Origin of the sequence: Pseudomonas sp. VE 267-6A, assembly GCF_024126555.1 — a bacterium.
GTDB lineage: Bacteria > Pseudomonadota > Gammaproteobacteria > Pseudomonadales > Pseudomonadaceae > Aquipseudomonas > Aquipseudomonas palmensis.
Genome location: NZ_JAMYBY010000010.1, coordinates 212660 through 231919, shown reverse-complemented (window position 1 = coordinate 231919; position 19260 = coordinate 212660). Strand labels below are relative to the sequence as shown.

Here is a 19260-nt window from a genome sequence, read left to right as displayed (position 1 = left end):
CTAGTGCTCCTTAAGCTGCGTTATCGAGAACTTCGGTCAGCCACTGGTTGGTGACCTCGACGCGGAAGTTGGGGTTTTCGGCCGGTGGTACGTCGGTGAAGCGGATGTTCCAGTACACCTTGCCCTGCTCCAGCTGGCTGGCACTGTTGAGTTCCGGGTCGGCGAACACTTCGAAGTTGATGATCGCGCCCTGGGCCTTGAGGTCGCGCATGAACGCCTGCAGGCCTTCGGTCACGTCCTTGACGTAGGTGGCGGTGATCGAACGGTCGACTGCCCATTTGTGCCCGTAGAGAATCGCGTCCATCACGATGTCCATGGTGCGCACGCGGGTGACGAAGGCCCACTTCGGGTCGCTGCTCAGGGTGCGGTTGCCCCACAGGCGATAGCCGTCATCGCGGATGATGGTGGTGATGTTGGCGTTGTTGAGCAGGTTGGCGCGGCAGGTCTCGTCGCCATCGAGGAACTCGATGGGGCGGGTGGTGCCGGTGATGCCGACGAACTCCTTGTTCGAGGGCGAGGCCCAGAAGCCGTACTCATTGTCGGTCCAGGCGAACAGGCCGGCGACCCAGGCCGAGGCCGGTGCATCGACGGTGGCGCTGGTGGTGGTGTCCCAGTACTGCACGCCCGGGTCGACCAGGAAGGCGCGCTTGGCACCGAAGTTTTCGGCGTAGGCCAGGGCGGCCTCGTCGGTGGTGGCCGGGCCGTCGATGATGGCCAGGCCGCGCAGCTTGTCGGCCAGGGCCACCAGAGCGGTGGCGACGGCTTGAGTTGCGCTGTGCTCTGGAGTGACCAGCAGGCGCGGCTGGGCGTTGAAACGGCTCTTGCCGTCGAGCAGCGCTTGCAGGCCGGTACGCTTGCCGTCGGCCAGCACGCTGCCGATGATGGCCGAGGTCTGCTCGGCGGCGTCGGCCACCTTGGCCACGCCGCAGGCGACGATGACCGCCTTGGCGCGCTGGTAGATGGCCTGGCAGGCACGGGTGATGGCCGCGTCGGCGCCGAAGGCGGCGATGGCTTCACGCTCGCTGGTGATCAGCACCAGGTCGTTGAACTTGGCGCTGGCGGTCGGGCCTTCGGTGAAGGTGTCCACCAGGCCGATGATCGAGGACGACGGCAACGCGATGGTGCGTGCGCCGGTGTCGACGTTGGTGACGGTGACGCCGTGAAAGAAACCACTCATGGGTAAACTCCGGGTATGAAAAAGGCCCTGCAATGCAGGGCCTTGTAAGGTTGGATCGGCAACTATCGGGGCGAACCGCCCGTTGCAGGTACAGGTGCGGTGGCCAAAATCAGGCGAGGAAGTCCCAGGTCAGCGAGATCGCGGCGACAGAGTTGTTCGAGACGGTCCACAGCCCGTAGCCAGCAGGGATAAGCAGTGGGTAGGGTTGGGTGTACTGCCAGTTGTTGCTACTGGCTACTCCGCCCATGATAGCGTGCACCGTCATGTCACCCAGACGAGCAGGTGCCTTGGGACCGCTGTACAGGTTGATGATGCCGCCGCCGGTGCAAATGGTGGCGGTGCGCAGATAGACGCCTTCCTTGTTTTCTTCCGGGCTGAAGACTTGAGTCACCGTGGTCGGGTGAGCGTTGAAGAAATGCTTGCCTACTTTTACTGGTTCCATGATTTTTTACCTATCGAGTCGAATGCTGGGTAGCGGAACATTCCGCGTTCATGTCGCTCACAGGCGATGGTTCGAGGCTCGTGGCCTTCATATGATTCAACGTTCCGCAGCGGGAACATTTGATCTGGAGTTCTGTGAACTCGCCCATACGGGCAAGCAGTCGTTTGCATCTGCCGCATCTGCAATCTTTCAACATCTGCAAAGCCTTGTGATTTTCTGCTGAAGGGTCTTGAAGAATGAAAAAGCCCCGACAGTGCGGGGCTTATCAAATCTGCTCGGCGAGCCAGGAAAGCTCTGGCGGGCGATGCTCGGACTTGGGGAAATCCGTTGATTGAGGCCAGTCGCGCAAGCTTTGGCGATACACCAACAGTTCGGCGAACTGTACAGAAGTTAGAGTGGTATTCAGCTTCAGCTCGCGCTCGTCGCGATGACGGGTTACCAGCCACTCTGTCTCGTTCACACTGCGATCACGCCATGATCGTTCGATCGCGGACAGATCTATAGCTGCAGCCACTGGGGCTTCGAGAATATCGCCCTTGAGCTGCCAACCCTGTGTCACCCGAGCGTCACATGCCATCCAAGTCATGGAAGGATGGAAACGCCCGGTCGGGTCAAGATCCGTTACCTCCAATACTACACCGTCTTCAATTCTTGCCCACATGGTCACCACCTGATCGAAACTTCGCCTGCGGCACCGTTGCCGCCATTGCCGTTCTCGTTGCCACCACCACCGCCACTGCCGGGAAGAACGCCATTCCCCCCTGCGCCCCCGACTATGCCGTAGCCTGAACCAACACCCCCGCCACCTGCTCCGCTGCCGCCTCCGTAAATTGAGCCACCGTTACCCGAGTTGTCGTGACGAGTCTGGTTATGACCATTGCCCATTGAGGCATTGATATCCCCGCCGACCCCGGCGCCTCCCCGTCCACCCAACCAGATGCTAGAGCCGCGGCCTGGGTCGGCACTGAGCAAGGTCCCAAAGGAAGATCCCGAGCCATTATCGCCATCCCCATTAGAGGTCGTACGCCCGGCGCCACCTCTGCCAACGGTTACGGAAACCGATGACAGCCCGGTCAGGTCAACCAAAGCCTCAGCGATTCCACCGCCACCGCCACCGCCACCGCCGTGGATAAATCGTCCACCGCCACCACCTCCGCCCACTACACGGACCCAGGCCTTCGTGACCCCTTTCGGAACAGTCCAAGTAAAGGTGCCTGCAGTGCTGAACACCTTGATACCGCGATAGGGAAGCTGCTCATTGGTACTCAGCACCTGCCACGACGTCCAGTTTCCGGGGCCAGTCATTACCCGCTTCGCACTGATAGGTGCATCTGCAACTGAGAGCGCAGTCAGCGTCTGGACAAGGTAGTTGGTGGAGTCGTATCCCTCTACTATCAAGCTATAACGTGCAGCAGTGGGCCAGCCAGGCGGTACGTTGGTTAGCGCAGAAAGAGCAGTCAAATAGTTTCCTGGCACCTGATAGCTGTTCAGGTTCGGATCAACGCCAATTACCGCCTTGCCTACACCGAATGAGCCTATCGTCAGCATCGCTCCTGGTGTCACGTCGAGCGGGCTAGATTGCTTCGGCGTATTCACGCTGTTCCACAATTGCGACCATTCTCCCCAGACACCAGTGGCCAGGCGAGTGCGCAGAAATGCCATCGGCGTTCCCGCAGTCAACGTATCCCACAACTGGGTGGACATGTTGGAGCTACCACGCTCCAAGTGAAACAAAGTCCCGTTGGGTACAGTTCCGCTACCAAAACCGGGAGGATAGGGTGGCTTGGCTCCCAAACTAGTGTTGGCGATCAGATAAACACCGGTCTCACGAATATCGTCGATACTGCCTTCAAAACTGGCAGCTTTGGAGCCCAGACCAAAGTTCGCCATGATCGCCCGCACTGACGCGGCGTTGGCCAGCTTTGTACTCGTGTCAGTACCCGCCAACGTGGGTGCTGTCGGGGCGCCAGTCAATGCCGGACTTGCGAGGGGCGCCTTCAACGCCAGCGCAGCATTGACCTGAGTAGTCGTAAGCACATCAATCAGACCATAACCTGCCACAGTGGTAGGGTTGGTAGCGGCCACAATTCGGCCATACTTGTCGACAGAGACACTACGATAAGTACCAGGTACCACCCCGGTAGGCCCGAACGCCATGTCGAAGGCCAACGCCGTAACGCCTAAGGTTATGGGCGCATCCGTCACCAACTGCCACCCACTGTCACCATTGACCGTACCCCGCTCCACCAGCACCAGCAGGCCGGGCGTGACCTTGACGCTGCTGTCCGCATCCGGGCAACGTGTCCACGCTCCACTGGCAACCAGATACAGGCCGTTGTCCTTGGCAGCGGCCTGATTCTTCACCAGCACGCGCGCGCCCGCCTGTAGCGCAACACCATCCATCGTCTGCAACCCGCTCAAGGTGACCGCGGCCGTGGTCGCAGCCAGCACCGAGTGCTTGAAGTCGCGCTTGGCCAGTTCCTCGGTCACGAACTCGCGGGTCGCCAGCACTACACCCGGATCGATCTTGAGTTGCACATTGCTGGCGCTGCTGACCACCAGGTTCATGCGCACCACCTGGGTACGACCCGAGCCCTGGTTGAGCAGCGGCTTGTAGGTAGGCGCACAGTTGGCCACCGCCACCAGGTCGCCGTCGGCGTCGTACAGCCCCACCTCGCGAATCCAGCGACCGCCGATCTCGGCCGGAATCACCTGCTCGGCGACGATGACCGCACTGTCCTTTTCGTCGACCTTGAGCTGGTTCAGCGGCGCCCGCCGCCACTCGTTGAGCAGGCTGGTCCAGCTCGCGTCGGGCATTGGCAGCGGCGGGTTGTCCAGCCCTGCCGGACTGGCGTCACCGACGGCCATGTGTGTGATTTTCCAAGGAATGCCCAGGGCATCCGCATTGGCCTGTTTCGCGGCCCCCACCTTGGTCAGGATCGCGTAGAACTGGGAGTTCTGATCAACCATTAGTAAATGTCCAGATAGTCAATGGTGTGTTCTCGCCCACCACGCCCGATGGCCCCCATGACCGTGAGGTCGGCCGGCGCAGGCGGGTAGATGTCAAGTTCGTCGCCGTCTTGCAGCGCGGCGCCGAGGTAAAGCGACCCAGCGGTTTCCAGGCTGATGACCAGGCCACTCAGGTGTCGGCTGACGGGCCTGGCGTCGTCGATCAGCCAGGTCAGTTCCTGGTACGTCTGTTCGCTGATCCCCGCCTCGGACACGCCGATCTTCAGCGCGAACGTGCCGGGCACCGCCGGGGGCGTGGCCTTGAACCACTCGATCACTTCGATCAAATAACCAAACGGCTCCACCACGCGGCGCAATGCGCCGATCGTGCCCTTGTGGGCATGCACGTAGAACGAGGAGCGAATCACCGAGCGCTTGATCGCCTCGGGCCAGGTGTCGTCCCAACGGTCCACCGACCAGGCCCAGGCCAGCTGGTACAACAGGTTCGCCGGGCAGGTATCGGGGTTGTACAGGGTGCGCAGGGTGACCTTGAGGTCTTCGCTGGAGGCCGCCTCGACGGCCCGTTCCAGCGGCGTGCTGTTGAGCGGCAGGAGGCTGTGCATGTCAGCCCCCCCGCGTCAGTTCGAACCCGGTGCACCAGGCCGCCTGCGCCTTGCTCGGTCGGATGTCGGTCCAGTTGCGCAGCTCCACCCGGCTCACACCGGCGATGTGCAGTTGCGCATCGATGGCCGAGCGCGAGACCTCCACGCCAAGACGTCGTCGGGGGTTGACCCAGGCCTGCAGGCGCCGCTGGCACTCGGCCAGGGTCGCTTCGTTCTCCGGCCCCGTCCCGGCCATGTAGAGCACGGCATCGATGCGATAAGGAATCACCTCGGCACTGCGCACTTCCAGGCGGTCCGCCACCGGGCGTACATCGTCGTCGTTGAGGTAGGCGGCCACTTCGGCCAGCAACTGCGCACTGGCGATGCCGTTCTCCTCCAGGCTCAGCACCGTCACCTCCACCACTGCCGGTGACGGGCTTTCTGCAGAGGCATCGGCCACCTGCCCCGAGGCATTGCGTGCATGCAGGATGTAGCTGTTGCGCGGGCCGGCGGTGGTCAGGCCCTCGTACACCAGTTGCACCCGCTCGCGCAGTGCATCGTCTTCCTCAAGCACTTCGAGGGTCGGTGGCACACTGTTCGCGTCTTCGGCCTGTACCACCAGCCGCTTGAGCTGCACGTTGGCTGCCAGCTGGTCCAGGTCGCTGCCCTGGGCATAGGCCAGCAGCAGCGCCTTGGCGGCATCGTTGACCCGCGCCCGATTGAGCAGCTTGCGGTACGCGCCCACCTCCAGCAGTTTGGTCACCGGGTCGCTTTCCAGCAGCGCGTCCCAGTTCTCGCCCATGTGCGACCGAAAGGCCGCCAGGTCATCCTGGAAGATGTCCTCGAAGTCGAGATCTTCCAGCACCTGCGGCGCGGGCAGCGCCGACAGTTCCACGTTGCTCATGCCGTTATCTCCAGCAGTTGGCTGTCACCCAGGTACTGCCCGCTCAGCTGCAGGCTGATCTGCCCGCCCACTACCGCCACCACGCGCACTCGCTGCAATTTCAGGCGTGGTTCCCAGCGGGTCAGGGCGCGGGCGACCTCGGCCTGCACCGCACTCTTCCAGCCCTCGTTGACTGGCAGGTCGACGAAACGGCGCAGCTTGCTGCCGTAGTCGGGGCGCATGCGCCGGCTGCCCAGCGGGGTGGTGAGGATGTCTTCGATGGACTGGCGCAGGTGCCCGATGCCGGACAGCGTCTGCCCGCCGTGGCGGCTCATGCCGATCATCGCGGTACCTCCCTGGCCTGAATGCATTCACTAGCCATGTTGTCTCCAGGCATAAAAAAGCCCGCGTCGGCGGGCGGGGTTCAGTGCTTGTGATTGGCGGTGTTGCCGCCGGTGTCGATGATCTTGCCGGCCCCCAGAATGTCACCGGTCACGCGCAGGCCACCGTTGATGCTCACCTCACCGGTCAGGGCAATGTTGGCGGCGTTCAGGGTGATTGCGTTGTCGGTGACCAGCAGCGAGCTGCCGGCCACCTTGAGGCTGACGGTGCCACCGGGCAGCTCGATGCTGTAGCTGCGGGCCTGCCAGTCGTAGACCAGCGAGCCACCGTCATCGAAGCGCCATACCTCGACGTGCTCGCGGTTGTCGGGTGGCGCGCCGGCATTGCCGTACAGGCCCGGTACGAAGGTGCCCTGCGCCGGCTCACCGCTGGGGCTGAGCAGTGCGCCCTGCTCGTTCAGGCTCGGCGCACGCCAGTGGCGGGCCTTGCCTGCCGCGTGGCTGTGCCAGCGCACCCAGGCGCTGGTCCAGCCGGCGCCATCGGAGACCCGTACCCGCGCTGCCGTCAGGTCGATGCCGACCACCCGACATGGAATGACCAGCGCCGCCAGCATTCGGTCATGCATGGAGCTGGCGTAACTCATGCCATGTCCTCCGGTGCCTGGTAGCTGTCCTTGTGCGCAGGCCCTGTGTCGGGGCTGAAGGCGAACAGCAGCGAACCGGGTGGCTGGTCTGGCCAGGGCCACTGCAGGTCGCCAAGGTAAACGGGCTGCTGCCATTGCACCCGCCATTCCAGGGTGCCGGGTACTTCGGCAGGTATGGCCGTCTGCGCCTTCACATTGAGGGTCGCCGCGACGAAATCCACGCCCCAGAACTGCTTGTGCAGCACAAGCGTTGATTTCGCCGCCAATGTGGCGGCTTGCAGGGCGGCGTGTTGCTGCTGTGCATCCACCAGGATGCGTGCCTCGAAACGCGCCAGGATGCACAAGCGTCCATCGCCGGGGTCAACGCTTGCCTCCATAGCGGTGATGGTGTGACACAGTGCCGGTTGCGGAGTGTGCTCGTTGACTGCGCTGAACGCTTCAACCGTCGCGAAATCAGGTACACCCGCCTGGAATGTTGCGGTAATGGCCTGGCTCAATAGCTTGAGTTCGTTCACAAGCCCTCCTTTCGTGTCTTCTTCGGCAAGCCGCCCACTGCGGTTGCAGCGGGCGTTGCGTTCACTGCGGCGACTACGGCTCGAACCAGCCGGTCGGCGCAATCCGGCCCTCGGAGCGCTTGGCTGCCAGCGTGCCGGCATTCTTGAAGTTGAAGGTCTGCGGGTACAGGAACGCCAGCGATACGCCACCGAACACGAAGCTGCGCGAGCCGCTGTTGTCCTTCAGGTCGTAGTTGGTACGTACATCGTGGTTTCCGCTGTCGGGCGAGAAGTACTCGGCGTAGTCACCGGTGGCAGAGGTGCTCATGACGCACCTGGAGTCCATTCGAACGCCGGTAGCCAAGGGTGCGATATACCCGGAGCAGTCCATCAAGGTGCCGACAGGGCCTGGACTTGCACCGGGCGTTTCGGGTAGTAGCAGGTAAATGCCTCTGGACACCACCTCGGTGCCCGTGTCGTAGATGTTGCGCACCTCATGGGTGTCCAGATAGAACGACGCCAGGTAGCAGAAATGTGCGAACCCGGGGGGCGCGGGCAACAAAAATGCGCCGAAGGACAGCGCCCCTATGTTGTCGAGCGTAAGGGTGGTTGCAGTGTTAGCGACGACGGTCGCTACCCGGCCCGACCACTGCCCGCCCTCACTGATGACCAGGCACTGCACACCGGCAAGATTGTTGTCGGCCACCCAGTCGTAGCTTTTTGCAGCGATATCGTGGGTACCCTCGCCGGCCTTGTTCAGCGTGATCACGTTGCCGCTGATACTGCCCACGCGCAGGAACGGCATGGTTTTCACCACGGCACTGGCGTCACCTTCATTGGCACAGGCAAAGGCGGCGTACCAGCTCTCTTTGCAGTTGCTGCGTTCGGCACCGAGACCGGCTGGCGCCACGCTGGCGACCTTGTCAGCCATCGCGAAGGTCGGAACCATGCCCCGTGTGTATTGGCCGCGAAAGCGAAAACCGCCCATCGCAACAAAACTCCTGCTCAGCCTGACCGACGTGGCAGAGCCGTAGATCACCGCGTCGCGCGGCCCCTGGGCCAGGGTTAGGCCGACGTTGCCGGCATTCTCGTACAAGCGGGTGTTATCAGACATAGGTTTCTCCGGACATGAAAAAGCCGCTGCAAGCGGCTTTCGATAGTGTTGCGATGATCATTGCTCTTGGTCGCGCTCACGCAGATCGCGCGGCAGTGGCGCATCCGATGCCAGGGGCGGCACGCACTGTGCCACACCCAGCCGCTTCGCAGCCCAGCGCTCGTAAAGCCCGATGGCCACGTCGGCGCCCGCCATGGCGGTCAGGCAACCAAAGGCTGCGGCGCTCCAGATCGACAGCCCGCTGGCATACAGCAGCATCACGGTCGATACGCCGCAGACCATGCAGGCCCCGGAGCGCAGCAGCAGTCGCCTGAACAGGCCCCAGCCGCGGGCGCCCTCCTTGTCTGCGCGCCACATCTCGCCAGACAGACCGCCCAGCAATGCCAGGACGATCACCAGCCAGATCGGCATTTCCAGCAACGTCTGTTGCTCGTTTGTCATGCTCGTGCTCCCTTGTTGAACAGCCGATCACTCGGCATTCCAAAAAGCCCGGTCGCCCAGGCTTTTCAGTAATGCGTTGTCGGACCGCCGGCCACTGCTGGTGCGCCGTGCGATCCCGCCTCAAATTGTTCCTCCGACCGCGGCCGCCTGCCCGCCGGATAACTGCTTACGGTGCTTTACGCTGCACACCCGGGTCAGTTGCCAACCCTCTGAACAGTTCAGGCCTGTTCATCGCTGCCTTTGCCACTGCCGGTGTCTGACCGGCTTGAGACAAATGCTATGCATCAATGCATATTCAGTCAATGCATTTATGGAAATATTTATGCATCTGATTTTGCAATAACGCATGAAAGCCTTGCCCTGCTTGCACTGCAGTGCTGTCTTGAGGGGTAGATTTTTTGCAGGAACCGGCCTTGCCAGTGAAGGATTCAGTGGGATTGCCGCAAATATTTGGTGCGATCATTCGCCGACAAGGCCGCCCCCTGCAGTCATTTGCAGGCACAAAAAAACCCGCCGAGGCGGGTTTGATGCAGCGACAGAACCTAGCGGGCGTACATGCCCCACCAGAACACATGCCCGAGGATGCTGATCTGCTCCTCCTGCATCTGCTGGAAGGTGTAGTCCTCATCCGGGTGCTCGTCGCGGTTGAAGCTGCGCAGGCGGATACCCGTGGGCAGGCGATACAGCTGTTTCACGCGCAACTGGCCATTGTGGTTGATGGCATACAGGTCGCCGTCGACAATGTCGCCGATGCCGCTCTTGCCCGCATTCACCCCCACCGTGGCGCCATCACGCAGCACCGGCAGCATGCTGTTGCCGCGCACCGTCACGCACTTGGCCTGGTCGAACTGCACGCCGTTGTGACGCAGGCTGCGCTTGCCGAAGCGCAGGCTGGCCTTCTCGCTTTCCTCGATGACGAATCGTCCTGATCCTGCTGCCAACTCGACCTCACGAAGAAACGGAATGGACACCTCGTCGTCCTCGACGGGGGTGTCGTCATCCCACAGGCTGATGTCCTGCAGCTGCACGTCGGCGCGCGGCGCGTTCGCCGGGCGGGTATCGCCCAGGTCGGCACGGCCGCGCAACTGATCGGTGCTCACGCCGAAGTACTCGGCGATCTTCGACACATGCTTGTCGGAAGGATCGACGATCTTCTCGCTGAGAATCCGCGACAGGGTGGATTGGGGCACGCCGGTGCGACGGTGAAGCTCCGTGGGGGAGATCCCGTGGCGGTCGAGCAATGCTCTCAAGACGGTAGCTACGTTGCGTTTTTGCATAACGTGCATAGTACCCATCTCGTGCGCAAATGCAAATTCAAATATGCATTAACACAATGCCAGGGGCAAAAGGTCGCTGCGCAGCGTTAGGCCCGGCAACGGGGAAAAAATCCCTGTACCATTGCCCGCTGCCTTTGGTCTAAACGACACTGCGAGCCAAGTTTCTGTAATGAGCGATCTTTCCGCACACACCCCGATGATGCAGCAGTACTGGAAGCTGAAGAACCAGCACCCGGACCAGCTGATGTTCTACCGCATGGGCGATTTCTACGAGATCTTCTACGAAGACGCGAAGAAGGCCGCCAAACTGCTGGATATCACCCTGACCGCCCGCGGGCAGTCGGCGGGCCAGTCGATCCCCATGTGCGGTATCCCCTACCACGCCGCCGAAGGCTACCTGGCCAAGCTGGTGAAGCTGGGCGAATCGGTGGTGATCTGCGAGCAGATCGGCGACCCGGCCACCAGCAAGGGCCCGGTGGAACGCCAGGTGGTGCGCATCATCACCCCAGGCACGGTCAGCGACGAAGCCCTGCTCGACGAGCGCCGCGACAACCTGATCGCCGCCGTACTGGGTGACGAACGCCTGTTCGGCCTGGCCGTGCTGGATATCACCAGCGGCAACTTCACCGTGCAGGAGTTCAAGGGCTGGGAAAACCTGCTGGCCGAGCTCGAGCGGGTCAACCCCGTGGAGCTGCTGATCCCCGACGACTGGCCCCAGGGCCTGCCCGCCGAGAAGCGCCGTGGCTCGCGCCGCCGCGCACCATGGGACTTCGACCGTGACTCGGCGCGCAAGAGCCTGTGCCAGCAGTTCGCAACCCAGGACCTCAAGGGCTTCGGCTGCGAGAAGCTGACCCTGGCCATCGGCGCCGCCGGCTGCCTGCTCGCCTACGCCAAGGAAACCCAGCGCACCGCCCTGCCGCACCTGCGCAGCCTCAAGCACGAGCGGCTGGACGACACCGTGGTGCTCGACGGCGCCAGCCGGCGCAACCTGGAGCTGGACGTCAACCTGGCCGGGGGCCGTGACAACACCCTGCAATCGGTGATCGACCGCTGTCAGACCGCCATGGGCAGCCGCCTGCTGACCCGCTGGCTGAACCGGCCGCTGCGTGACCTGAAGGTGCTGCAGGCCCGCCAGAGCTCGATTCGCTGCCTGCTCGACGGCTACCGCTTCGAGAAGCTGCAACCGCAACTGAAGGACATCGGCGATATCGAGCGGATTCTCGCCCGTATCGGCCTGCGCAACGCTCGCCCACGGGACCTGGCGCGCCTGCGCGACGCGCTTGGCGCGCTGCCTGAACTGCAGAACGCCATGGCCGAGCTGGAGGCACCGCATCTGGCGCGCCTGGCGGCCATCGCCGGTACCTACCCGGAACTGGCCGACCTGCTGCAGAAGGCGATCATCGACAACCCGCCTGCGGTGATCCGTGATGGCGGCGTGCTCAAGGTCGGCTATGACGCCGAGCTCGACGACCTGCTGTCGATGAGCGAGAACGCCGGGCAGTTCCTGATCGACCTCGAAGCCCGCGAAAAGGCCCGCACGGGCCTTGCCAACCTCAAGGTCGGCTACAACCGCGTGCATGGCTACTTCATCGAGCTGCCGAGCAAGCAGGCCGAACAGGCGCCGGCCGACTACATCCGCCGCCAGACCCTCAAGGGCGCCGAGCGCTTCATCACCCCAGAGCTCAAGACGTTTGAAGACAAGGCGCTGTCGGCCAAGAGCCGCGCCCTGGCGCGCGAGAAGATGCTCTACGATGCGTTGCTCGAAACCCTGATCGGCCACCTGGCCCCGCTGCAGGACACCGCCGCGGCGCTGGCCGAACTGGATGTGGTCAGCAACCTGGCCGAGCGTGCGCTGAACCTTGACCTCAACTGCCCGACATTCGTCGACGAACCGTGCATGCGCATCAGCCAGGGTCGCCACCCGGTGGTCGAGCAGGTGTTGACCACGCCGTTCGTGGCCAACGACCTGGGCCTGGACGACAACACGCGCATGCTGGTGATCACCGGCCCGAACATGGGTGGTAAGTCCACCTACATGCGCCAGACCGCACTGATCGTGCTGCTGGCGCATATCGGCAGCTTCGTGCCGGCCGCCAGCTGCGAGCTGTCGCTGGTGGACCGCATCTTCACCCGTATCGGTTCCAGCGACGACCTGGCCGGCGGGCGCTCTACCTTCATGGTGGAGATGAGCGAAACCGCCAACATCCTGCACAACGCCACCGAACGCAGCCTGGTGCTGATGGACGAAGTGGGCCGCGGCACCAGTACCTTCGACGGCCTCTCGCTGGCCTGGGCCGCCGCCGAGCGCCTGGCCCAGCTGCGCGCCTACACGCTGTTTGCCACGCACTACTTCGAACTGACCGTGCTGCCCGAAAGCGAGCCGCTGGTGGCCAACGTGCACCTGAACGCTACCGAGCACAACGAACGCATCGTGTTCCTGCACCATGTGCTGCCAGGGCCTGCCAGCCAGAGCTACGGCCTGGCAGTGGCACAACTGGCAGGCGTGCCGGCACCGGTGATCCAGCGAGCCCGCGAGCACCTGGGCCGCCTGGAAACCAACAGCCTGCCCCACGAAACCGCGCCAGCAAGCCCGGGAGCGCCCAGCACGCCGCACCAGAGCGACCTGTTCGCCAGCCTGCCGCATCCGGTGATCGAGAAGATCGGCAAGCTCGACGTGGACAACCTGACGCCACGCCAAGCTATCGAAATGCTCTATACACTAAAGACTCTGTTATAACGCCCCATCGCACAAACTGATAGAATCCCGCGCGGTTCGGCGGGGCAGCGAGTTATTAGCCTGGCTCGCTGCCGACCTACCGAACCGAGCGGCCCTGTCTGGAAGGGAACGCTGCCGTCGCCTGAGGAGAAAATTAGAAATGACCTTCGTCGTCACCGACAACTGCATCAAGTGCAAGTACACCGACTGTGTAGAAGTCTGTCCGGTGGACTGCTTCTACGAAGGCCCGAACTTCCTGGTCATTCACCCGGATGAGTGCATCGACTGTGCACTGTGCGAGCCTGAGTGCCCCGCCGTTGCGATCTTCTCGGAAGATGAAGTGCCGGCCGGCATGGAAAACTTCATCGAGCTCAACGCCGAGCTGGCCGAAATCTGGCCGAACATCACCGAGAAGAAGGATTCGATGCCAGACGCTGCAGAGTGGGATGGCAAGCCGGGCAAGATTGCAGATCTGGAGCGTTGATCGACGCCGGATCAATGAAAAAGGCCCTTCGGGGCCTTTTTTATGTTCGCTGCAGGGCCAGCCACTTTTTCGCAGGCAAAAAAAAGGGGCGGTATGACCCGCCCACATTTTTTTCCGTAGTCCCTGTATTCCCTATCATCATCCTGATGAATCGCATCCCGCGATGTCCTTGGCGCTCATCCTTGAGAACCTGTGTCAGTCCGTAGACACAGTTCAGATACTATCCCCTGCAGCCGGCAGAGCAACTGGTAAAAGCTCTCAAAAAAAGTCCGGAAGGTGACGTCACCTCACAATAAACTCTTTCAATATCAATTGGTTAGACAAAATACCACGTCAAAACCGACTGGAATTTACACCCTCTTGATGTAAAGGCTTACGGATCTTGTAAGCGATAACCTACAAATCCAATAACAATACGCAACCGGGAAAGGTTGCCGCCGTGGTATCGGTGTTTCTGCGCGTGTCTGAGCGCTTGAGACAGCCACGAACAAAAACGCCTCGACTGGGTCGAGGCGCCTTTTCACAGCCGTCGCAGTTACTGGAACAGCGACTCGCTGGACAGTCCGTTCTTCTCCAGGATCTCCCGCAGCCGCTTGAGGCCCTCCACCTGGATCTGACGTACCCGCTCCCGGGTAAGACCAATCTCCAGGCCAACATCCTCCAGGGTGCTGCTCTCATGCCCGCGCAGGCCAAAGCGGCGAATCACCACCTCACGCTGCTTGTCGGTCAGTTCGCTCAGCCACAGGTCGATGCTCTGGGACAGGTCGTCGTCCTGCAACAGCTCGCAAGGGTCGGTGGGACGATCGTCGGTGAGGGTATCGAGCAGGGTCTTGTCCGAGTCCGGGCCCAGTGAAACGTCCACCGAAGACACGCGCTCGTTCAGGCCGAGCATGCGCTTGACCTCGCCTACGGGTTTTTCCAGCAGGTTGGCGATCTCTTCCGGTGACGGCTCGTGATCGAGTTTCTGGGTCAGCTCGCGTGCTGCACGCAGGTAGACGTTCAGTTCCTTGACCACATGGATCGGCAGGCGAATGGTGCGCGTCTGGTTCATGATGGCGCGTTCGATGGTCTGCCGGATCCACCAGGTGGCGTAGGTCGAGAAACGGAACCCACGCTCGGGGTCGAACTTCTCGACTGCGCGAATCAGGCCCAGGTTGCCCTCTTCGATCAGGTCGAGCAGCGATAGACCGCGGTTGACGTAGCGGCGCGCAATCTTCACCACCAGGCGCAGGTTGCTTTCGATCATGCGTTTGCGCCCGGCAGGGTCGCCACTTTGCGACAAACGCGCAAAATGAACTTCTTCTTCCGGGGAAAGCAGGGGCGAAAAGCCGATTTCGTTGAGGTAGAGCTGAGTTGCATCAAGTGCTCGAGTGTAATCGATGTACTTGTGCTGTTTGAGCGGTGAGCCTTGTTTGGCCCGGGTCCGAACCGGAGATACAGCAGGTTCGTCTGACACCACATCCGTTTCCAAAACGATGCCGGTTTCCATAAGGAGCACCTCATCGTCGATGTCAAACTCCGGCACTTCTTTACTGAGAGCCATTGTTATAGTCCTTTGCTGAGTTCGAACTCAGACTCAAGCGGCGCCTTTATCCTTGGCAACGCTGAGCCTGTCCCCACTACGCGAAGGAACAGGCCGGGTACATGCTTATCAACGACGTGGCAGGAATTGCAACGGATCTACAGGTTTGCCCTGGCGGCGAATCTCGAAGTGAAGCTTCACCCGGTCGGTGCCCGTGGACCCCATTTCGGCAATTGTCTGCCCAACCTTGACCTGCTGTCCCTCCCGAACCAACAGCCTGCGGTTGTGACCGTAGGCACTGACGTAGGTATCGCTGTGCTTGATGATTACCAGTTCACCGTAGCCCCGCAAGCCACTTCCGGCGTACACAACGGAACCATCCGACGCAGCAAAAACAGGCTGTCCCAAATCACCGGCGATATCAATGCCTTTATTCAAACTACCGTTTGAAGCGAATTTTCCAATCAGCACACCGTTGGCCGGCCATGCCCAGCCACCGGCCGAACGCTCCGAAGCCGGCACCTGGACGGGGGTGGTGGCGACGACGGGCGGCGCGCTGGTACCGCCTGGAGACGTGGTTTTTGCCGGTGCCGGGGTACCTGCCGGACGACGGGTGACCGTGGTCTTGCTGGAGGGCGAGGTGGAGGTGACGACCCGCGAGCCGCTGCTGGTAGCCGTGCCGGAGCCGAAGCGGATCGCCTGGCCGGGCCGGATGGTATAGGGCGCCGGGATACCGTTGCGCGCAGCGAGCTCCTTGTAGTCCCAGCCGTAGCGAAAGGCAATCGAGAACAGCGTATCGCCCGGGCGAACCACGTACTGCCCCGTAGTGACCACCGGGCGCTTGGGCGCGGCGCTGTTGCGGTCGACCACCCGCACGCTGCTCGAAGATGAACTGGAACACCCTGAAACCAGGGTTCCCAAGGCGAGTGCAATCACCAGAAGCTTTAAGCTCGATAGACCCATGCGCTGCCGAATGACTGTGTGACTCACCCGCCGCTCCCTTATGTGGTGACCGATGTAGGAATGCAATATTGTTGCAATTATAACCGAGCGCACAGGCAATGCAGATCAACTGCTTGCCAGGTTGTGCGATCGTTCAAGAAACCGCACGCCCCATAGACCCGGCAATGCACCGGGAATTCGACGCCCGCGAAAAAAATCGACTCAGCTCAATGTGCCATTGAGCAACGGCACGAAGCGTACGTCACACAGTTTGCGCCGCGAGAAGCCCTGTTCTTCGCGCACTATCAACAGCAATTGCTGTGTCTCGCCACTGGCGCCCACCGGTATCACCATGCGCCCGCCCGGTGCCAGCTGGTCGAGCAAGGCCTGGGGCACTTCGGGTGCCCCGGCGGTGACGATGATGCCATTGTAGGGGGCCAGTGCCGGCCATCCCTCGAAACCGTCGCCCCAGCGGAACACCTGGTTGCGCAGGTTCAACTCGACCAGCCGTTCCTTGGCGCGGTCCTGCAGGGGTTTGATGCGCTCTACCGAGAACACCCGCTCCACCAGCCTGGACAGCACTGCTGTCTGGTAGCCAGACCCGGTGCCGATCTCCAGCACCTTGTCCAGCGGACCGTCCTCCAGCAGCACCTCGCTCATGTACGCGACCATGAACGGCTGCGAGATGGTCTGGTTGTTGCCGATGGGCAGGGCGGTATCTTCATACGCACGGTGCGACAGCGCCTCGTCGACGAACATGTGCCGCGGGATGTTGCGCAAGGCCTCTAGCACCCGCTGGTCCTTGATGCCTTCCTCGATCAAACGCTGGATCAGCCGTTCACGGGTTCGCTGCGAAGTAAAACCGATACCATGGCGCATCAGATCCTCCGGCTCTCGCATCAGAGCAGCCCCTCCAGCCAACCCTCGAGACGGTCGAAGGCATCGTTGAAGGTGCGGTCAAGCTGTAGCGGGGTGATCGAGACATAGCCCTGCATCACCGCGTGAAAATCGGTACCCGGGCCGCCATCCTCGGCGTCGCCGGCCACCGCGATCCAGTAGCCTTCCTTGCCGCGCGGGTTGACCACCTTGGTCGGCGCCGCCGCACGTGCACGATGCCCCAGGCGTGTCAGCTGGATGCCACGGATGTGCTCCAGCGGCAGGTTGGGAATGTTCACATTGAGTACGGTGCGCGGTGGCAGCTCAAGGCTTGCATGCGCCTCGACCAGCTTGCGCGCGAAATAGGCGGCAGTGGGCAGGTTGTCCGGCAGGCGCGAGAGCAGCGAGAAGGCAAACGAGGTGCCCCCCAGGAATCGACCTTCCAGCGCCGCGGCGACCGTGCCCGAGTACAGCACGTCATCGCCCAGGTTGGCGCCCAGGTTGATACCCGAGACGACCATGTCCGGCGGATGCTCCAGCAGCCCGTTCAGGCCCAGGTGCACGCAATCGGTCGGTGTGCCGTTGAGGCTGATGTAGCCGTTGGCCAGGGTCTGCGGATGCAGCGGGCGGTCGAGCGTCAGCGAACTGCTGGCGCCGCTCTTGTCCTGGTCCGGGGCAATCACCACGCACTCGGCATAATCCGCCAGCGCAGCATGCAGCGCGGCGAGACCGGGTGCGGTGACCCCGTCGTCGTTCGAAATCAGAATACGCATGGGCTGTCCGTCTGCCCTGCCGGCACCAGATCGACGAGTTCGCGCACCACCACGGTGGCGAAGCATCCGGCCGGAAGGACGAATTCCAGTTGCAGGATATCAGGCTCGGGATAATGCCACGTCAAGCCGCCAATGGGCAGCCGCAGAATGCGCCGTTCCTGTTTGAGGTTGGCATTGCCCAGCCATTGGCACAGGGCTGCCTCCTGTTCGGCCACGCGTTGCTCGATCGCACCGCCTGCCCCACTGGTGGCCGGCAGGCCCTCGCCCCACAGCGGCCCGGTAGGGTGCAGGTCGAGTATTGCCAGGCGCGGATCGCTGCACTCGGCCTCGCCCGCCGCGAAAAAGCTGCGGCTGTCGGTAAACGCCAGCAGGTCGCCGACCTGAGCCTGTTGCCAGCTGCCATCGGCAACCCGCTCGGCCAGCACCCGGTTGAACAGGTAGCTGCGTGCGCTGGACAGCAGCCGCGAGCGCACATTGCGCTGCTCGGGCAGGGCCTTGCGCTCGGCCCACTGGCGCGCATCGTGCACGTTGCCGCCCGCAAAGCCGAAGCGCTGGCTGCCGAAGTAGTTGGGCACGCCTTGTATGCGCAATTGCTCGAGGCGCGCGTCCAGGGCCTGGTGATCGGCGCTGAGCGCTGTGAGGCGCAGGGTGAAGCCGTTGGCCGAGTGCGCGCCACGCTGGAGTTTGCGCGAGTGACGGGTGTGTCTGAGGATGCTCAGGGTTTCGTTTTCAGCCGCGCTCAGGTCAGGGTCGGCCTTGCCCGGCAGGTGCAGGCTGAACCATTGGCGAGTCAGCGCCTGACGGTCCTTGAGGCCGGCATAGCTCACGGTGCGCAGCGGTACGCCGGCGGCGCGGGCCAGGCGGCGGGCGGCCTCCTCGGTATTGAGGTCGCGTTTCTCGACCCACAGCCACAAGTGCTCGCCTTCACCCGACAGGGGAATGTCGAGCACTTCATCGACCTGGAAATCTTCGGCCGTGGCCTTGAGGATGGCGCTGCCCAGCGCCGGCCCGGCTGCCTGCGGGCCGAGCAGTTCGAGTTCGGTCATGCGCGCAGCAACAACGCGACGGCGTGAACGGCGATGCCTTCTTCACGGCCGGTGAAGCCGAGCTTCTCTTCGGTGGTGGCCTTGACGTTGACCTGGTCGAGCTCGACCTGCAGGTCCTGGGCGATCAGGGTACGCATGGTTTCGATGTGCGCGGCCATCCGGGGTGCCTGGGCCACGATGGTGGCGTCGACGTTGCCCACCTTCCAGCCCTTGGCATGGATGATCGACAGGATGTGGCGCAGCAGCACGCGGCTGTCGGCGCCCTTGAACTGCGGGTCGGTATCGGGGAAATGCTTGCCGATGTCACCCAGCGCGGCGGCGCCCAGCAGTGCATCGCTCAGCGCGTGCAGCAGCACATCGCCGTCGGAATGGGCCAGCAGGCCGAACTTGTGCGCAATGCGCACCCCACCCAAGGTGATGAAATCGCCTTCCGCGAAGCGGTGCACATCGTAGCCGTGGCCAATACGCATAAAAAAACGCCCTGATTGAGTCAGGGCGTGATTCTACCTGCTTTGCCGGGGGTTTGGCTTATTTGTA

General features: G+C 62.4%; 21 protein-coding genes and 1 pseudogene. 2 read left to right on the top strand and 20 right to left on the bottom strand.

The genetic code is table 11. From position 1 onward, the window contains the following. Positions 1-10: 10 nt before the first annotated feature. The 14 genes and pseudogenes from NJH59_RS14240 to NJH59_RS14175 all read right to left on the bottom strand — a co-directional run bounded on the left by NJH59_RS14240 (position 11) and on the right by NJH59_RS14175 (position 10364). Positions 11-1177, bottom strand: coding sequence for a phage tail sheath family protein (locus NJH59_RS14240; RefSeq protein WP_253086905.1), 1167 nt, complete (start codon positions 1175-1177; stop codon positions 11-13). 109 nt (positions 1178-1286) lie between these two features. Beyond that, a complete protein-coding gene (locus tag NJH59_RS14235; protein WP_088514470.1) occupies positions 1287-1619 on the bottom strand; it encodes a hypothetical protein in 333 nt (110 codons plus the stop codon). A gap of 10 nt (positions 1620-1629) precedes the next feature. Beyond that, on the bottom strand, positions 1630-1815 hold the full coding sequence (locus tag NJH59_RS14230) for a Com family DNA-binding transcriptional regulator (protein WP_116053078.1): 186 nt from the start codon (positions 1813-1815) through the stop codon (positions 1630-1632). Positions 1816-1884: 69 nt separating this feature from the next. After that, positions 1885-2280, bottom strand: coding sequence for a phage tail assembly chaperone (locus tag NJH59_RS14225; protein WP_236176926.1), 396 nt, complete (start codon positions 2278-2280; stop codon positions 1885-1887). A 2-nt stretch (positions 2281-2282) separates the two neighbouring features. Further along, complete coding sequence (locus NJH59_RS25595) at positions 2283-2924, bottom strand: glycine-rich domain-containing protein (protein WP_367270539.1); 642 nt, start codon at positions 2922-2924, stop codon at positions 2283-2285. Positions 2925-3818: 894 nt separating this feature from the next. Beyond that, positions 3819-4589 (bottom strand): annotated as a pseudogene (locus NJH59_RS14215) (phage tail protein); the annotation flags it as partial. Next, positions 4589-5191 (bottom strand): phage tail protein I, encoded by a 603-nt coding sequence (locus tag NJH59_RS14210; protein ID WP_054914988.1) that lies wholly within the window; start codon positions 5189-5191, stop codon positions 4589-4591. The gene NJH59_RS14210 and the pseudogene NJH59_RS14215, both read right to left, overlap by 1 nt. Before the next feature lies 1 nt (position 5192). Further along, complete coding sequence (locus NJH59_RS14205) at positions 5193-6074, bottom strand: baseplate J/gp47 family protein (RefSeq protein WP_104572111.1); 882 nt, start codon at positions 6072-6074, stop codon at positions 5193-5195. Further along, positions 6071-6397 carry a GPW/gp25 family protein gene (locus NJH59_RS14200; RefSeq protein WP_043864285.1) on the bottom strand — a complete coding sequence of 109 codons (327 nt, stop codon included), beginning with the start codon at positions 6395-6397 and terminating at the stop codon, positions 6071-6073. The genes NJH59_RS14205 and NJH59_RS14200 overlap by 4 nt, the downstream gene beginning before the upstream one ends. 80 nt (positions 6398-6477) lie before the next feature. Continuing rightward, entirely contained in the window at positions 6478-7038 is a 561-nt protein-coding gene (locus NJH59_RS14195; protein WP_253086904.1) for a phage baseplate assembly protein V, read from the bottom strand. Next, complete coding sequence (locus NJH59_RS14190) at positions 7035-7553, bottom strand: hypothetical protein (RefSeq protein ID WP_100633084.1); 519 nt, start codon at positions 7551-7553, stop codon at positions 7035-7037. Before NJH59_RS14190 ends, NJH59_RS14195 begins: the two co-directional genes overlap by 4 nt. Before the next feature lie 73 nt (positions 7554-7626). After that, positions 7627-8646: a hypothetical protein gene (locus NJH59_RS14185; RefSeq protein ID WP_253086903.1), complete on the bottom strand. Its 1020-nt coding sequence runs from the start codon at positions 8644-8646 to the stop codon at positions 7627-7629. Positions 8647-8703: 57 nt separating this feature from the next. Further along, positions 8704-9087, bottom strand: coding sequence for a phage holin family protein (locus NJH59_RS14180; protein ID WP_253086902.1), 384 nt, complete (start codon positions 9085-9087; stop codon positions 8704-8706). 542 nt (positions 9088-9629) lie between these two features. Further along, complete coding sequence (locus tag NJH59_RS14175) at positions 9630-10364, bottom strand: XRE family transcriptional regulator (protein WP_078480062.1); 735 nt, start codon at positions 10362-10364, stop codon at positions 9630-9632. A gap of 169 nt (positions 10365-10533) precedes the next feature. On the opposite strand from NJH59_RS14175, the gene mutS reads away from it, so the two are divergent. Further along, positions 10534-13101 carry a DNA mismatch repair protein MutS gene (gene mutS / locus NJH59_RS14170; RefSeq protein ID WP_054914991.1) on the top strand — a complete coding sequence of 856 codons (2568 nt, stop codon included), beginning with the start codon at positions 10534-10536 and terminating at the stop codon, positions 13099-13101. 139 nt (positions 13102-13240) lie between these two features. Next, the gene (fdxA, locus tag NJH59_RS14165; protein WP_043863281.1) at positions 13241-13564 is read left to right on the top strand and encodes a ferredoxin FdxA; all 324 of its coding nucleotides are present in this window, start codon (positions 13241-13243) and stop codon (positions 13562-13564) included. Positions 13565-14099: 535 nt separating this feature from the next. Here the strand turns inward: fdxA and rpoS are convergent. From rpoS to ispF, 6 genes are all read right to left on the bottom strand, one after another. Then, positions 14100-15107, bottom strand: a complete 1008-nt coding sequence (gene rpoS, locus NJH59_RS14160) for an RNA polymerase sigma factor RpoS (protein ID WP_054914992.1) — start codon at positions 15105-15107, stop codon at positions 14100-14102. 108 nt (positions 15108-15215) lie between these two features. Then, a complete protein-coding gene (locus NJH59_RS14155) occupies positions 15216-16076 on the bottom strand; it encodes a peptidoglycan DD-metalloendopeptidase family protein (RefSeq protein WP_043863279.1) in 861 nt (286 codons plus the stop codon). A 174-nt stretch (positions 16077-16250) separates the two neighbouring features. Beyond that, the gene (locus tag NJH59_RS14150; RefSeq protein ID WP_162484879.1) at positions 16251-16928 is read right to left on the bottom strand and encodes a protein-L-isoaspartate(D-aspartate) O-methyltransferase; all 678 of its coding nucleotides are present in this window, start codon (positions 16926-16928) and stop codon (positions 16251-16253) included. Further along, the gene (surE, locus tag NJH59_RS14145) at positions 16928-17677 is read right to left on the bottom strand and encodes a 5'/3'-nucleotidase SurE (protein ID WP_043863278.1); all 750 of its coding nucleotides are present in this window, start codon (positions 17675-17677) and stop codon (positions 16928-16930) included. Before surE ends, NJH59_RS14150 begins: the two co-directional genes overlap by 1 nt. Continuing rightward, positions 17665-18723, bottom strand: coding sequence for a tRNA pseudouridine(13) synthase TruD (gene truD / locus NJH59_RS14140; protein ID WP_043863277.1), 1059 nt, complete (start codon positions 18721-18723; stop codon positions 17665-17667). The genes surE and truD overlap by 13 nt, the downstream gene beginning before the upstream one ends. Next, the gene (gene ispF, locus NJH59_RS14135) at positions 18720-19193 is read right to left on the bottom strand and encodes a 2-C-methyl-D-erythritol 2,4-cyclodiphosphate synthase (RefSeq protein ID WP_043863276.1); all 474 of its coding nucleotides are present in this window, start codon (positions 19191-19193) and stop codon (positions 18720-18722) included. The genes truD and ispF overlap by 4 nt, the downstream gene beginning before the upstream one ends. Between the last annotated feature and the right edge of the window lie 67 nt (positions 19194-19260).